This window comes from Phreatobacter sp., assembly GCF_016793595.1.
In the GTDB taxonomy this organism is placed as follows: Bacteria; Pseudomonadota; Alphaproteobacteria; order Rhizobiales; family Phreatobacteraceae; genus Phreatobacter.
In genome coordinates this window covers 27,897-42,592 of sequence record NZ_JAEULY010000013.1, presented here as the reverse complement: position 1 = coordinate 42,592, position 14,696 = coordinate 27,897, and the positions used below count along the sequence as shown (strand labels likewise).

Annotated in this window: 12 protein-coding genes; 7 read left to right on the top strand and 5 right to left on the bottom strand. The window is 66.7% G+C overall.

Annotated elements, in window-relative coordinates:
- Window positions 1–41 precede the first annotated feature (41 nt).
- Window positions 42–497: an NUDIX hydrolase gene (locus JNK84_RS13940; RefSeq protein ID WP_293424998.1), complete on the top strand. Its 456-nt coding sequence runs from the start codon at window positions 42–44 to the stop codon at window positions 495–497.
- Here JNK84_RS13940 and JNK84_RS13935 read toward each other — a convergent pair.
- Both JNK84_RS13935 and JNK84_RS13930 read right to left on the bottom strand, forming a co-directional pair.
- Entirely contained in the window at window positions 455–1,114 is a 660-nt protein-coding gene (locus tag JNK84_RS13935; RefSeq protein ID WP_293424997.1) for a glutathione S-transferase family protein, read from the bottom strand. The two genes, JNK84_RS13940 and JNK84_RS13935, sit on opposite strands and share 43 nt — an antisense overlap.
- A gap of 4 nt (window positions 1,115–1,118) precedes the next feature.
- Window positions 1,119–1,691 carry a dihydrofolate reductase family protein gene (locus JNK84_RS13930; protein ID WP_293424996.1) on the bottom strand — a complete coding sequence of 191 codons (573 nt, stop codon included), beginning with the start codon at window positions 1,689–1,691 and terminating at the stop codon, window positions 1,119–1,121.
- A gap of 108 nt (window positions 1,692–1,799) precedes the next feature.
- Between JNK84_RS13930 and JNK84_RS13925 the strand changes: the two genes are divergently transcribed.
- The 4 genes from JNK84_RS13925 (at window position 1,800) to JNK84_RS13910 (ending at window position 8,113) form a co-directional block, all read left to right on the top strand.
- Window positions 1,800–2,306 (top strand): winged helix-turn-helix transcriptional regulator, encoded by a 507-nt coding sequence (locus JNK84_RS13925; protein ID WP_293424995.1) that lies wholly within the window; start codon window positions 1,800–1,802, stop codon window positions 2,304–2,306.
- Window positions 2,307–2,441: 135 nt separating this feature from the next.
- Window positions 2,442–3,257, top strand: a complete 816-nt coding sequence (locus tag JNK84_RS13920; RefSeq protein WP_293424994.1) for a hypothetical protein — start codon at window positions 2,442–2,444, stop codon at window positions 3,255–3,257.
- Window positions 3,145–4,701, top strand: coding sequence for a DUF6504 family protein (locus JNK84_RS13915; RefSeq protein ID WP_293425069.1), 1,557 nt, complete (start codon window positions 3,145–3,147; stop codon window positions 4,699–4,701). Before JNK84_RS13920 ends, JNK84_RS13915 begins: the two co-directional genes overlap by 113 nt.
- A gap of 7 nt (window positions 4,702–4,708) precedes the next feature.
- A complete protein-coding gene (locus JNK84_RS13910) occupies window positions 4,709–8,113 on the top strand; it encodes an error-prone DNA polymerase (RefSeq protein WP_293424993.1) in 3,405 nt (1,134 codons plus the stop codon).
- Window positions 8,114–8,184: 71 nt separating this feature from the next.
- On the opposite strand, the gene JNK84_RS13905 is transcribed toward JNK84_RS13910, so the two are convergent.
- The 3 genes from JNK84_RS13905 to JNK84_RS13895 form a co-directional block, all read right to left on the bottom strand.
- Complete coding sequence (locus JNK84_RS13905; RefSeq protein ID WP_293424992.1) at window positions 8,185–10,533, bottom strand: O-linked N-acetylglucosamine transferase, SPINDLY family protein; 2,349 nt, start codon at window positions 10,531–10,533, stop codon at window positions 8,185–8,187.
- A gap of 164 nt (window positions 10,534–10,697) precedes the next feature.
- On the bottom strand, window positions 10,698–11,801 hold the full coding sequence (locus JNK84_RS13900; RefSeq protein WP_293424991.1) for a flagellin N-terminal helical domain-containing protein: 1,104 nt from the start codon (window positions 11,799–11,801) through the stop codon (window positions 10,698–10,700).
- Between the two features lie 278 nt (window positions 11,802–12,079).
- Entirely contained in the window at window positions 12,080–13,183 is a 1,104-nt protein-coding gene (locus tag JNK84_RS13895; RefSeq protein ID WP_293424990.1) for a flagellin N-terminal helical domain-containing protein, read from the bottom strand.
- Window positions 13,184–13,437: 254 nt separating this feature from the next.
- Between JNK84_RS13895 and JNK84_RS13890 the strand changes: the two genes are divergently transcribed.
- A complete protein-coding gene (locus JNK84_RS13890; RefSeq protein ID WP_293424989.1) occupies window positions 13,438–13,803 on the top strand; it encodes a flagellar biosynthesis repressor FlbT in 366 nt (121 codons plus the stop codon).
- An 83-nt stretch (window positions 13,804–13,886) separates the two neighbouring features.
- A complete protein-coding gene (gene rfbF, locus JNK84_RS13885) occupies window positions 13,887–14,693 on the top strand; it encodes a glucose-1-phosphate cytidylyltransferase (protein WP_293424988.1) in 807 nt (268 codons plus the stop codon).
- The last annotated feature ends 3 nt before the right edge of the window (window positions 14,694–14,696 follow it).

The window sequence follows — 14,696 nt, the reverse complement described above, 5'->3', positions numbered from 1 at the left end:
CAGGCCTGCCGGCCTGTGGCGGCCGGAGTAGTCTCCGCCGCATGGACGATTCTCATCACGTCATTCGCATCGCGGCCGCGCTCATCGTAAACGATGAGGGTCAGACGCTCGTGGTCCGCAAGCAAGGGACCCCGTTCTTCATGCAGGCCGGCGGCAAGATTGAGCCCGGCGAGACTCCACGGCAGGCGCTGGCGCGGGAACTGGCGGAGGAGCTGGGCGGTCTCTGGCACGAGGAGAGCTTCGCCCATCTTGGCCAGTTCTCGGCCCCTGCCGCCAATGAGGCGAATCATCGCGTCGAAGCCGATGTTTTCGCCGTCGGGGCGCCGACGACCATCGCCCCCGCTGCGGAAATCGCCGAGGCGGTCTGGATCGACCCGCGCGATCGATCGTTGCCGCTCGCCCCGCTGAGCCGTGACCATGTCCTGCCGTTGGCCCGGTGGACGCAGACGGGCGATCAGTCCCGATCCGGCGCTCCCAGCGGGAAGAAGTGGCGATAGGGCCGCCCGCCGTCGATCGCCTTCGCGAATGAAGGGCGCGCATTGAGCCGCGCACGATAGGCCTTCACGAGCGGAAAGCGGTCGTCGATGGCATGGCTCCAGTCGGCATAGAACAGCGCGGGTGCCGCCGCGCAGTCGGCGAGGGTAAACGCATCCCCGGCTGCCCATTGCCGGTCGACCATGTGGTTCTCCAGCCAGCGATAGGCCGCCTCCAGCATCGCCCGGGCGTCGGCGACGCCGCGTGCATCGCGCTCCGTCTCCAGCCGAAGCACGTCGAAGACCAGCTTCTGCTGTGGCGTCATGACGTAATTGTCGAAAAAGCGGTCGAGGAACCGCACCTCCAGAGCCGCCTTCGGATCGTTCGGGATCAGCCGCACCGGGCCAGGATGATGCAGCGCCAGGTGTTCGATGATGATGCTGCTTTCGATGACGGCCCGGCCGCCATCCACAAGGACCGGGAAGCGCTTCATAGGCCAGAGCGCGGCGAGTTCCTCGCCGGCCGCGCGATCTTCGAGACCGAGGACGCGGAAGTCGAACGGCGTGTCGTTCTCGTAGAGCGCGATCAGCGCCTTCTGGCAGTAGGATGAAAAGGGATGCCCGTAGAATGTCAGGTTCATCGTCTCAGACCTCCCGCTTGCGCCGGTGGCGCAGCAGCACGGCGCCGGTATCGAGGCCGCGCGCCTCGACGAGGGTCAGCGGCAGGTTCGGCGCGCTGTCGCCGAACAGTCTCATGCCCGAGCCCTGGACGGACGGCGTCAGCAGGATGCGGTATTCGTCGATCAGGTCCAGCGCGACGAAGCTCTTCACGAGATTGCCGCTGCCGAAGATGAAAATGTCTTTGTCCACGCTCGCCTTCAACTCAGCGACGCGGGCGGCGGGGTCGTCGCTCACGACGGCGTTCCAGCCGGGATCGCCCGTCAATGTCCGGGAGAAGACCGTTTTCGGCTTGGCGTTCATCTCTTTCGCATAGGCGTGTTCGGCGGCGGGGCTGTCCGGATTGGTCTCCGCCTCGGACCAGAATGCCTTGTTGAAGGCGAAATTGACCCGGCCGTAGATGAAATGGCTGGACTGCGCCATGGCCGCGCCGGCCCAGGCTTCCATGTCATCAGACCATTCCGGCGGGATGAACTCGCCGTTCGGCCCGGCATAGAAACCGTCGAGACTGGTGAACACCGACAGAACCACCTGAGGCATCCGCGACCTCCTTGCCATCAATACCACTTGCAAATCGAAATCGGTTTCGACTTAGTCATACTGATTTTATATTGCAAGCGGTTTTATCTGAAGGTAATGATTTCGATGATGGAAACCGCCAACCGCTCGGGCTGCCCGATCAATCTCACGCTGGAAGTACTCGGCGACCGCTGGAGCCTCATCGTCATCCGCGACCTGATGTTCGGGAACCGGCGGCATTTCCGCGAGCTGATGGCTCATTCCGAAGAAGGCATCGCCTCCAACATCCTCGCCGACCGATTGAGGCGGCTGGTCGAAAGAGGCCTCCTGTCGAAGCGCGACGACCCCAGTCACAAGCAGAAGGCAATCTACAGCCTGACCGAACCGGCCATCCAGCTTGTGCCGCTGCTGGCCCAGATGGCCGCATGGGGCCGCCGGCACATGCCGGTGTCCGAGGAACTGTCGATCCGCGCGGAGCTGCTGGAACAGGGGGGCCCACCGCTGTGGGCGGCCTTCATGGAGGAGCTGCGCCATCAGCATCTCGGTGCGCCGAAGCCGGAGCGCTCGGTCTTCGCGGAACTGCAGACAGCCTACGAGGGCGTGGTGGCGCGGAAGGCGGCCGGGGCGACGGCCTGAGCTCTTTCCAGCGCTGTTGACCAAGGCGGCGATCTGGCCGCTGCCGGCCACGTCTCCGTTGCTGATCCCGTTTCTCCACCATCGATTCCACGGCTTGTTGACTCTCAAGTCTCGTAGGAACAAAATAGGAACATAATGACAGCACGCCCCGACACACTCGCGGCGCTGAAGGACGCTCTCGCGCGCATCGAGCCAAGAGCGATGCCCTCGGCGTTGCCGCATTTCCCACTCGGCCTTGCGTCCCTCGACGGGCCACTCGGCGGTGGGCTGACGCTCGGCGCCATCCACGAAGTCTTCGCCGCGAGCCCCTCCGATGGCCCGGCGGCGACGGGCTTCGCCCTTGCACTGGCCATGCGCGCCGCCCCTGCCGCCCGCCTCGTCTGGGTGCGCCAGCGCATGGTGGATGTCGAGTTCGGCCGACCGCACGGGCCAGGCCTTGCGAGCCTCGGGCTCGATCCCGGCCGTATCGTGCTGGTCCGCGCGGACGATGCGGCCGCCGCTGTCAGGGCAGCCCGGGACGCGGCGCGCGCGGGCATCCTCGGTGCAGTCGTCGTGGAATTCTGGGGCGAGCCGAAGGTCCTCGATCTCACCGCCTCGCGCCGCCTGTCGCTGACATCGAGCGAAACCGGCGTCACCGTGCTGATAGTGCGGATCGGCGCGGAACCTGCACCGAGCGCCGCCGCCTCGCGCTGGGAGGTGCGCGCTGCGCCCTCGCGTCCGCTGGAGGCCGGCGCGCCCGGCCATGCCGTCTTTTCGATCACCCTGTTGCGCCATCGTGCGGGCCTCCCCCCGCGGCAATGTCTGGTGGAGTGGGACCGTGACCAATGCCGCTTCCGCGATGGATCGCCGCTATCTCGCCGTCTGGATGCCGTTCCTGCCGGCCGAAAGGCTGCGCCGGTCGGCAAACCCGTCGAGGCCGGAGAGGTCGTCGGCCTCCGCAGGGCCGGATGACGCCGCCCTCGTCCTCACCGAGAAGACGCGCGGGGCGCTGCGTCTCGCCGCCATCGACCGGCGGGCCTTCGCGCTGGGGCTGTCGCCCGGCCTCGCGCTGGCGGATGCCCGCGCGCGTCTGCCCGATCTCGTCGCGGTCGAACATGATCCCGCCGCCGACCGCGCCTTTCTCGGCCGGCTGGCCGACACCTGCGACCGTTATACGCCGCTCGTGGCGCTCGACGAGCCGAACGGCCTCGTGCTCGACATCACCGGCTGCGCCCATCTGTTCGGGGGCGAAAAGACTCTGCGCACCGATCTGCACGCCCGGATCGAGGGCATCGGCCTCACCGTCCGCTCGGCCATTGCCGGCACGCCCGAGGCGGCGCGGACGAATGCGCGCTTCGGCGCGGCCGCCATCGTGCCGCCCGGCGGCGAGGCTGATGCGGCCCGGCCGCTGCCCGTCGCCGCGTTGGAAGCGGGAGCCGAAGCCACCCTCGCCCTGACGCGCGCCGGGCTCAAGACCATCGGCGATCTCGTCGACCGCCCGTCCGAACTCCTCTCCGCGCGGTTCGGAGAAGCGCTGACGACGCGGCTCGCCCGTCTCATCGGCCGAGAAGACCGGCGCATCGCCCCCCGCCGCGCGCCGCCGCCCTATCTGGTCGAACGCCGCTTCGCCGAACCCATCGGCCGCGAAGAGGACATGCTGGCGACGCTCTCCCTGCTGGCGGGGCGGGTCGGCCTTCTTCTGGAACAGCGCGGCGAGGGCGGCCGCCGGTTCGAGGCGAGCTTCTTCCGGACCGACGGCGCCGTCAGGCGCATCGCAGTCGAGGCCGGTCGGCCACTGCGCGAGGCTCCGGCGCTGCAGCGGCTGTTCCGGGAGCGGATCGACGCCCTCGCCGACCCCATCGATCCCGGCTTCGGCTTCGACCTGATCCGCCTTGCCGTGGTCCATGCCGAGCCCTTCGCGACGGTGCAGGCGAGCCTCGATGGTCACGAACAGGCGGACGAGGACACGGCCGCCCTGATCGACCGCCTCGCAGCGCGGTTCGGCCGCGCCGGCGTGCTGCGCTTCGCATCCCTGAACTCGCACGTGCCCGAACGCTCCGAGGCCTTCGTGCCGGCGCTCGACGCCGGGCCGGCATGGCCGCGCCCCGGCGACCTTCCGCCACTTGAACGGCCCTTGCAGATCTTCGACCCGCCGCAAGCCGTCGAGACGCTGGCCGAGGTGCCCGACGGCCCGCCGATCACCTTCCGCTGGCGGCGCGCGACACACCAGATCGCCCACGCCGAGGGACCTGAGCGCATCGCCGCTGAATGGTGGCGCGACGGACCGGCCGCCTTCACCCGCGACTATTACCGCGTCGAGGATAGCGAGGGTCGGCGCTTCTGGATCTACCGCGACGGCCTCTACGGTCGCGAGGCGGAGCATCCGCGCTGGTTCCTGCACGGCCTGTTCGCGTGAGACGGCGATGACCGAGCCTCTACACCCGCCGGCCAATGCCAACGTCCCTGCTCTCGCCTATGCGGAACTGGCGACGGCGAGCAATTTTTCGTTCCTGCGCGGCGCGTCGCACGCCCGCGACCTCGTGCTGACCGCGCTCGCTCTCGGCCATGCCGGCATCGGCATCGCAGACCGCAACACGGTAGCCGGCGTCGTGCGCGCCTACAGCTTCCTGAAGCAGGTGCGCGCGGAGGGCCTCATCCCGCCGGACAAGGTACGCGAAGGCTCCGGGCCCGGCGAGTTCGTCTTTGTCGAGAACGACGCGGCGGCGCGCCTCGGCCTGGCGCAGGCTGCGATCAAGGCGGTGGCGACGTCCTTCCGTCTAGCGGTCGGCACGCGCTTCGTCTTCTGCGACGGCACACCTGATATCATCGCCTATCCCGCCAACCGGCAGGGCTGGGCGCGCATCTGCCGGCTGCTCACGGTCGGCAACCGGCGCGGCAGGAAGGGCGAATGCATCCTCAAGCTCGACGATCTCCTCGCCGATGCGCGCCACCTCCTGATGATCGTCATGCCCGGCGAAACGACGGCAGACCTGTCGGCGGTGCTCGAGCGGCTGAACGACGTGGCCGATGGTTCACTCTGGCTCGGTGCAGCCATGGCGCGCCGGGGTGACGACCGCCGTCGGCTCGCCGGACTGAAGCGCATCGCCGACGCCGCCCGCGTTCCGCTCATCGCCGTCAACGACGTGCTCTATCACGCGCCCGGCCAGCGCGACCTGCAGGATGTCATCACCTGCATCCGCGAGGGCGTGACGATCGAGGCCGCGGGCCGGATTCTGGAGGCCAATGCCGAGCGCCACCTGAAATCGCCGCGCGAAATGATCAGGCTGTTCGTCGACTGCCCCGAGGCGATCGAGGAGACTCAGCATCTGCTCCACCGCGTCGAGTTCGGTCTTGGCGAGCTGAAATACGAATATCCGGAAGAGCCCGTGCCACCCGGCTGGACGCCACAGGCCTATCTGGAGCATCTCACCTGGGAGCGCGCCGAGAAGCGCTATCCCGCCGGCATTCCCGACAAGGTGAGGACGCTCATCGCAGCCGAGTTCAGGCTGATCGCCGAGCGCGACTATGCCCGCTACTTTCTCACCATCGTCGACATCGTGCGCGTCGCCGAGGACAAGGGCATCCTCTGCCAGGGCCGCGGTTCGGCTGCCAATTCCGCCGTCTGCTATGCACTCGGCATCACGGCGGTAGACCCGAACGAACACGACGTGCTCTTCGCCCGCTTCATTTCGACCGAGCGGCGCGAGCCGCCCGACATCGACGTCGATTTCGAGCACGAGCGGCGCGAGGAGATCATCCAGCATATCTACCGGCGCTACGGCCGCGAGCGCGCCGGCATCGCCGCCACCGTCATCAGCTACCGCCCCCGCAGCGCCATCCGCGAGGTCGGCAAGGTGATGGGCCTGACAGAGGACGTGACCGCGCGGCTCGCCGGCATGGTCTGGGGCAGTTGGGGCACGGAAATCGGCGACAACTATATCCGCTCCGCTGGCCTCGACCCGATGAACCCGGTGATCCGTCGCGCGGTCGATCTCGCGGACCGGCTTCTCGGCTTTCCACGCCACCTCTCCCAGCATGTCGGCGGCTTCGTGCTCTCGCGCGGGCGGCTGGATGAGACGGTGCCCATCGGCAATGCCGCCATGGTCGATCGCACCTTCATCGAATGGGACAAGGACGACATCGACGCGCTGGAGCTGATGAAGGTCGACGTGCTGGCGCTCGGCATGCTCACCTGCATCCGCAAGGCCTTTGACCTGATCCGGCTGCATGAGGGCAAGGAATACGACCTCGCCACTGTGCCGGACGACGAGGAAGCGGCGAAACCGGTCTACGACATGCTCTGCAAGGGCGACTCGATCGGCGTCTTCCAGGTCGAGAGCCGCGCCCAGATCAACATGCTGCCACGACTGAAGCCGAGGAAATTTTACGACCTCGTCATCCAGGTGGCGATCGTCCGGCCTGGCCCCATCGAGGGCGACATGGTCCATCCTTATCTGAGACGGCGGAGCGGGGTGGAGAAAGTCGAGTTTCCCGAGCCATCGCCCGAGCATGGCCTACCCGATGAGCTCCACAGCGTGCTCGGCAAGACTTTGGGCGTCCCGCTCTTTCAGGAACAGGCGATGAAGCTCGCCATGGTCGCGGCCAAGTTTACAGACGACGAGGCGAACGGCTTGCGCAAGGCCATGGCGACCTTCCGCAATGACGGCACCATCCATCTGTTCAAGCATAAGATGATCGATGGCATGGTCCGGCGCGGCTACGAGAAAAGCTTCGCCGAGCGTTGCTACCGGCAGATCGAGGGTTTCGGCAGCTACGGCTTCCCGGAGAGCCACGCCGCCTCCTTCGCCAAGCTCGTCTACGTCTCCTCGTGGATCAAATGCCTGCATCCCGCGGTCTTCGCCTGCGCGCTCCTGAATTCGCAACCCATGGGCTTCTATGCGCCGGCGCAGATCGTCCGCGACGCCCGCGAGTACGACGTCGAGGTGCGGCCCGTCGACATCAATGCCAGCGGGAAAGACAACAGGCTGGAACGCAACGCCAAGGGCGAACTGACGCTGCGCCTCGGCTTCCGGCAGGTCGACGGCTTTCACGACGACTGGGCGCAGGCGCTGGTCGCCGCGCGCAGCGGCGGCTTCGCCGATATCGAGACGCTCAGGATGCGCACGCATTTGCCGGTCCGCGCACTGCATCTGCTCGCCGATGCCGACGCCTTCCGCTCCATCGGGCTCGACCGGCGCGACGCGCTTTGGGCCGTGCGCCGTCTGCCGGACGACAAGCCGCTGCCGCTCTTCGCCGCCGCCGAGGCGCGCGAACTTGCCGCCGAGGCCGACGCCCACCTGCCGGCCATGCCGCTTTCGGAACATGTCGCCGCCGATTACCAGACGGTGAGTCTTTCGCTGAAGGGCCACCCGATGCAGTTTCTGCGCGAGACTTTCCGCAGCGAAGGCGTGCTGACCTGCAGAGAGGCCGCAGCCAGCCCGGACAAGCGCTGGGCGAAGGTCGCCGGCGTCGTGCTGGTGCGCCAGCGACCGGGCAAGGGCAATGCCATCTTCATCACGCTGGAGGACGAGACCGGCATTGCCAACGTGCTTCTGTGGTCGCGGAAGTTCGAGGCCTTGCGCGCCGCGGTCATGGGCTCGCGGCTGATGGTGGTGGAAGGCTTCATCCAGAAGAGCCCGGAGGATGTCGCCCACCTGATGGCCGAGACTGTCACCGACCGCACCGCCGAGCTGAAGCGCCTGTCAGCGGATCACGAGGCGCGGATCGAGGTCGCGCGCGCCGACGAGATCCTGCATCCGCAATATCCACGCGGACCGCATCACCCGCGCAATGTCCGCATCCTGCCAAAGTCGCGCGACTTCCACTGAGGCTGTCGCCTATCGCATTTTCTTCACGCGAACCGGCATTCGCTTCGCTCGAAATGCTCCGGTGCCGGAGGTCAGCCGGCAAGCGCCCGCTGGGTCCGTTCCGCGCCGATCGGCGCCACGTCAAAGGTCCGCGGGCTCTCGCCGCGCCGCCAGATCTCGACCATGGTCTCGTAGGCCGAGCCGAGATGCACGGCGAAACGGGCGGGATCGAACAGCGGAACGCTGTCGCGCGTCCGGACCAGCGTCTCCCGCAGCGCCCGCGCCGTGCCCGCGTCGTTGCCGAGCGCTATGGCCTTGGCCTTGTACTCGTCCATCGAGGTGGCGACGAGATGATCCATGCCGGCGGCCTTCACGACGCTGCCAGAGACGCGCGAGATGAAGGATTCTCCCGCCAGCGCCAGCAGCGGCGCGCCCATCCACAGAGCGTCGCTCGCCGTCGTGTGCGAACCGACAGGGAAGGTATCGAGCGCAAGATCGACAAGCCCGTAGCGCGCGAGGTGGCGGTCATTGTCCATGACCGGCCCGAAGATGAGACGGGCCGGATCGACGCCATGCGCCTCGGCGCGCGCGCGCAGCCTCTCGCTGATGGAACTGTCGCGCGACAGAAGCCAGAGCACGGAGCCTGGCACCGCCTTCAGGATGTCCATCCATGCGGCGAACAGCGCGCCGCCGACCTTGTAGACATGGTTGAACGAAGCGAAGACGAAGGCATTCTCGGGCAAGCCGACCATCTCGCGCGTCGGAATGTCCACCACGTCGCGGCTGCGCCTGTTCGGCTGGTAGCAGTCGGGCAGGCGGACCACCGCCTCCGAATAGCCGCCCTCCGCGCCCGCGGGGATGATGAACCGGTCGGCGATGATGTAGTCGGATTCGGCCATGCCGTAGGTGCCGGGATAGCCGAGCCAGTTCACCTGGATGGGCGCGGCGCGATATTTCAGCAGGCCGAGGCGCGAGCCACCCGTATAGCCCTTCAGGTCGACGAGGACGTGAACGCCGTCCTGCCTGACCTTCTCGGCGATCTGTCCCTCGTGGAGCGGCGCGACGTTCTCGAACCGGTCGAAGGCCGCGCGCACCCGGGCGCGTTCGGCATCCTCGGGCGCGGAATCGTAGGAATAGGCCACCAGTTCGAAACGCTGGCGATCAGTGCATTCCAGCACTTCGGTCAGCAGTTTCATCGTCGCGTGATTGTGGAAATCGTTGGAGAAATAGCCGATGCGCAGCCGCCCCTCGCCCGGCGGCTTCGGTAGCGGCGCCGACAGCGGAGCCTCCGGCCCCGGCAGGATGAGCGCGCGCCGCTCGGCGGCCGCCCGCTGCACCGCCAGATCGTCCGACATGGTCATGACGATGAAGGGCGACAGACCGGTTCTGCCGATCGTCGCGCTGAGCGGCTGCAACTGCGCCATCATCTCGTCGGCGAGATCCATCTCCGCCACATGCGCGGCCGAATGGGCGATCGTGGACATGAGCGAATACTGGTTCGGCAGCCGCTCCCGCACCATCTCGCCGAGATCGACCACGTGCTGATGCGCCGATATCTCGAACAGCAGGTCGACGAGCCGGGTCAGGATGTCGAGCCGCGCGCCGCTGGCGGCGGCGAGAGCCGCCTGCGCCTGCACCGCCCCGACCTTGTCGTCCTTGGCCACCAGCGCCATGATCTTGAACATGGCCGCCCAGCGATCGTCCGGAACCGTCGAGAGAACCTCGTCGGCGCCGCGGATGGCATCGTCATTGCGGCCGGTCTGGATCGCCTGCCCGATCTCGTAGAGATGCAGCGTCGCGCTGAGGTCGTCGAGCCGCAGTCCGAGCGAGAGCGCGGCCGCGTTCACGACGCCCGCATTCTGGAACACCGCGCCGAGCGGCAGCCAGGCATAGGCCTGCGCGTCGCGACCGATGGCGGCGCGGGCATGGGCCAAAGCGGCATCGTGATCGCCGCCGGCAAGCGCGATCATCATGCCGACGGCATCGATCTTGGCATGGCTGACGAGACCGGAAACATGGCGGACGATCTGCGCCGCGCTCTCGAAATTGCCGGCGCGCGCCATGCACCAGGCGAAGCTGACGAAGGCGTCGAGCCGCGACGTGTCGGCACGGGCGAGGCCGAGCCAGAGGCTGGCGGCGGTGGCGACCTCGCCGAGTGCGAGATGCGCGGCGGCCACCTGGTTGACGGTCTCGGGATCCGCGCTGCCGGTGCCGCAGGCGATGGCATCGCTCGCCGCGTCGCGCGCCGCCGTGGCGCGGTCCAGGAGGTCCCTGTGGGCACGATCTCCGGGCATGGCCAGGACCAGCTGGCGCGCGATGCGCAGGGCAATGGAGGCCTCGCCGCGGATCAGCGCGTGCTCGGCCGAGCGCGTCGCATGGTCGACCGCGTGACGGCGGCTGCGCTCGTCGAGCGGTCGGGTCCATTCGAGGGACGTTGCCATGCGTCATCTCCAGCAAGGCGTCGCCGGCCGCGCCCCGGCGGGACGCGGCTGGCCGTTAACGCACTCTTGCCGCAGATGGTTAACGCCGCTCTAACGGGGCCCCGGAAACGGCAAAGGGCGGCCCGAGGGCCGCCCTTCCCGATGGTCTTTCGTCTGCCGCGATATCAGCGGAGGAACTGGAGAACCTGCTGGTCGCCCTGCGAGGCGAAGGACAGGGCCGAGGTCGCAAGCTGCGCGCGGGTGTTGAGCGCGAGCAGGTTGGCGCCTTCCTCGTTCTGGTCGGCCAGGACGAGGTTGTCCGCGCCACCCTTCAGCGTGTTCATCATCGTCTTCGTGAAGTCCTGGCGGTTCTGCACCATGGAGAGGTTGGAACCGAAAGCCGACGACTGCGAACGGAGCGAGGAGAGCGCCGTCGAGAGTTCGCCGAGCACCGCGTCCAGGCTGGTGTCGCTGTCGGCCACCGAGGTCTGCTGCTGATCGATCCCGAGATTGGTCGAGTTGATCGGCTTGCCATCCTTGGACTGGATGGTGAGCGAGGAGGAACCCGTCTCGTTGAACGTGATCGCCAGGGCATCGCCGCGAAGCAGGTTGATGCCGTTGAAGGAGGCATCTTCCGCGGTGCGGTCGAGCTGCTGGCGCAGGTCGTTGAACTGGCGGATCATGTCGGAGCGGACGGTATTGCCGCCGATCGTGCCGCCCGTGCCGGTGGTGGCGACAGCGGTGTCGGTGACGGTCAGGTCGCTCGTCGAAAGGTTCTCGACGCGCAGCTTGCCGTTGTCGTTCGAGGCGCGAACCTTGCCGGTCAGGGACGAGTTGCCGTTGATCTGCGCGACAACCGCATCGACATCGGCGCTGGCGGCGATCGAGACCGTGACGGCCGTGGTGCCGACCGCGCCGCCGGTGAAGACGATGTCGCCCGTGCCGGTCGTGGCGGTGAAGGCGTAGCTCGCGCCCTGCCAGGACTTGTCCTGACGGGCCTGACGGATCGACGACTGCAGCGACTCGACCGTGCGGGTGATCGACTTGAGGCCGTTATCGGCGGCTTCCAGCGTCTTGATGCCGTTGGACATGGAGTCCAGCAGCGAGCCCAGATCGTTGGCGCGCGAGTTCAGCGCGGCGGAGGTGAAGAAGTTGGTGGGGTTGTCGAGGGCCGAATTGACCTTCTTGCCCGAGGCCAGGCGGCCCTGGATCGTCTCGCGAGACGACGCAATGTTCTGCAGGGCAAGGAGGTTCGAACGGACGCCACGCGAAATGGTGATGTCAGACATGAATACTACCCTCTCCTAGGGACCCCTGCTTCTGAGGGGTGGCCGGTACGCCTCCACATCCTGGGAGGGCCTTCTGTTCTTGAAGGCGGGGTGATCCTGCTCCCGACATCGTTAACAAAGCCCATACGGCAATCAGAATTTTACCATGCTCGGCAAGACGCCGTTTTCCTTAATGCTTTGCGCTCCTCGCGCGACCGGTCGCGAACCCCGCGACCAACGAAAAAGGGCGGCCCGAAGGCCGCCCCAAGTCTTGGTGGTCTAAACGTTCCGCTGTTGGATCAGCGGAGGAACTGCAGAACCTGCTGGTCGCCCTGCGAGGCGAAGGACAGGGCGGAGGTGGCGAGCTGCGCGCGGGTGTTGAGCGCGAGCAGGTTGGCGCCTTCCTCGTTCTGGTCGGCCAGGACGAGGTTGTCCGCGCCGCCCTTCAGCGTGTTCATCATCGACTTCGTGAAGTCCTGACGGTTCTGCACCATGGAGAGGTTGGAACCGAAGGACGACGACTGCGAGCGGAGCGAGCCGAGCGCCGTCGAGAGCTTGCCGAGCACCGCGTCCAGGCCGGAGTCGCTGTCGGCCACCGAGGTCGCCTGGGCATCGATGCCGAGATTGGTCGAGTTGATCGACTTGCCATCCTTGGACTGGATGGTGAGCGAGGAGGAACCCGTCTCGTTGAAGGTGATGCTGAGGGCATCGCCACGGAGCAGGTTGATGCCGTTGAAGGAGGCATCTTCCGACGTCCGGTCGAGCTGCTGGCGCAGGTCGTTGAACTGCTTGACCAGGTCGGCGCGGACGGTGTTGCCGCCGATCGTGCCGCCCGTGCCGGTGGTGGCGACGGCGGTGTCGGCGACGGTCAGGTCGCTCGTCGAGAGGTTTTCGACGCGCAGCTTGCCGTTGTCGTTCGAGGCGCGGACCTTGTTGGTCAGCGAGGAGTTGCCGTTGATCGAGGCGACGACGTCATCGACCGAAGCGTTGGCAGCGACCGAAACCGTGACGGCCGTGGTGCCGACCGCACCGCCGGTGAAGGCGATGTCGCCGGTGCCGCTCGTGGCGGTGAAGGCGTAGCTCGCGCCCTGCCAGGACTTGTCCTGACGGGCCTGACGGATCGACGACTGCAGCGACTCGACCGTCTTCGTGATCGACTTCAGGCCGTTATCGGCAGCTTCCAGCGTCTTGATGCCGTTGGACATGGAGTCCAGCAGCGAGCCCAGATCGTTGGCGCGCGAGTTCAGCGAAGCGGCCGTGAAGAAGTTGGTCGGGTTGTCGAGGGCCGAGTTGACCTTCTTGCCCGAGGCCAGACGGCCCTGGATCGTCTCGCGCTGCGAAGCGATGTTCTGCAGCGAAAGCAGGTTCGAACGGACGCCACGCGAAATGGTGATGTCGGACATGTTTAGTACCCTTTCCTAGGGACCCCTGCTTCTGAGGGGTGGTCGATGACGCCTCCCGTTCCTGGGAGGGCCTTCAGTTCTCGAAGGCTCGCCGACTTTGGCCGCCGCCATTTAAGAAATGCTTTTTTCTTGGGCGCGATTTTCCATCTTCGTATTGATGGTGAATACAATGGAAACAATACTTAATTTACCAAATATTAACCTTGACAAATTACTTACATAAAGGATTTCGCAACACATTCGAGGCGCCCACCATGTCCGACGTGATCCTGCCCGGCAGCGCCGATGCGGTCGTCCGGGAGCCCGGCGAAGGCCTGGAGCTCGGCCTGCTGCTGCGCGCCGAGGAGATCGATACGGTCGGCAAATCCATCGCCTGGCTGGTCCAGGAAATGCTGCTGAACGGCTTCGACGCGATCAGCCATGCCGATCTCGCGGCGCGCGTCGAGGCGATCCTCCAGGCCATGCCGAGCGCGCGGCCGATCGTTCTCGCCATGCAGTTCGCGATCATGGACGAGGATTTCGGCCTCGCCCTGAGACATGCCAGCCTGCTGGTCGCGCGCGAGACGGCGCTGATGGAACTGGCGCTCGCTCACCAGCGCGCGTCTGCCACGCGCCCGTGAGGCCACTGCCGGTTGGGCGATCTTTACCGCTCGTTTACCATAAATGGCCATGCTCCGGCCGATATAACGGCCAGGAACAGTCCATGCGCGTGGTCATACTCGCCGGCGGTCGCGGCACCCGCATCGCCGAGGAATCCGACACCAAGCCGAAGCCGATGGTCGATATCGGCGGCCGGCCAATCCTCTGGCACATCATGCGCCACTATGCGGCGCAGGGCTTCGACGACTTCGTCATTGCCGGCGGCTACAAGGCCGATGTCATCAAGCGCTTCTTCCTGGACGAGATCCAGATGGCCGGCGACCTCACCGTCGATACGCGCCGCGGCAAGATCTCCCGGTCGGGCCCAATCTTCGACAACTGGCGCGTCCGCATCGTCAATACCGGCCTCGACACCAATACCGGCGGCCGCATCCTGCGCCTGAAGCCGCATCTCGACGGCCAGCCGTTCCTCGTCACCTATGGCGACGGCGTCTCCAACGTGCCGGTGCAGGCGGTGATCGACCAGCATCGCGCCCGCGGCCATACCGCGACCATCACCGCCGTCCGTCCCCCTGCCCGCTTCGGCGGTATCCGCTTCGACGGCGACGATGTCGCCGGCTTCGTCGAAAAGCCGCAGATCGGCGAGGGTTGGATCAATGGCGGCTTCGCGGTCTTCGAGCCGGGCGTGTTCGACTGCCTCGCGGTTGGCGGCGACACCGGCTCGTTGGAGATCACGCTTTACGAGCGCCTCGCGCGCGAGGGCCGGCTCGGCGCCTACCGCCATGATGGCTTCTGGCAATGCGTCGACACGCTGCGCGAACTGCGCCTGCTGCAGAGCCTGTGGGACAGCGGCAAGGCGCCGTGGAAGACGTGGGACGACGAGCCGATCCGTTCGGCAGCGGCGGCGTGAGGG

Excerpts from the sequence above, each read along its gene's own strand:
- JNK84_RS13895 (WP_293424990.1), bottom strand. The coding sequence starts at position 13,183 with ATGTCCGACATCACCATTTCGCGTGGCGTCCGTTCGAACCTGCTTTCG.
- JNK84_RS13905 (WP_293424992.1), bottom strand. The coding sequence starts at position 10,533 with ATGGCAACGTCCCTCGAATGGACCCGACCGCTCGACGAGCGCAGCCGC.
- JNK84_RS13900 (WP_293424991.1), bottom strand. The coding sequence starts at position 11,801 with ATGTCTGACATCACCATTTCGCGTGGCGTCCGTTCGAACCTCCTTGCC.
- rfbF (WP_293424988.1), top strand. The coding sequence starts at position 13,887 with ATGCGCGTGGTCATACTCGCCGGCGGTCGCGGCACCCGCATCGCCGAG.
- JNK84_RS13920 (WP_293424994.1), top strand. The coding sequence starts at position 2,442 with ATGACAGCACGCCCCGACACACTCGCGGCGCTGAAGGACGCTCTCGCG.
- JNK84_RS13910 (WP_293424993.1), top strand. The coding sequence starts at position 4,709 with ATGACCGAGCCTCTACACCCGCCGGCCAATGCCAACGTCCCTGCTCTC.
- JNK84_RS13935 (WP_293424997.1), bottom strand. The coding sequence starts at position 1,114 with ATGAACCTGACATTCTACGGGCATCCCTTTTCATCCTACTGCCAGAAG.
- JNK84_RS13915 (WP_293425069.1), top strand. The coding sequence starts at position 3,145 with ATGGATCGCCGCTATCTCGCCGTCTGGATGCCGTTCCTGCCGGCCGAA.
- JNK84_RS13940 (WP_293424998.1), top strand. The coding sequence starts at position 42 with ATGGACGATTCTCATCACGTCATTCGCATCGCGGCCGCGCTCATCGTA.
- JNK84_RS13925 (WP_293424995.1), top strand. The coding sequence starts at position 1,800 with ATGGAAACCGCCAACCGCTCGGGCTGCCCGATCAATCTCACGCTGGAA.
- JNK84_RS13890 (WP_293424989.1), top strand. The coding sequence starts at position 13,438 with ATGTCCGACGTGATCCTGCCCGGCAGCGCCGATGCGGTCGTCCGGGAG.
- JNK84_RS13930 (WP_293424996.1), bottom strand. The coding sequence starts at position 1,691 with ATGCCTCAGGTGGTTCTGTCGGTGTTCACCAGTCTCGACGGTTTCTAT.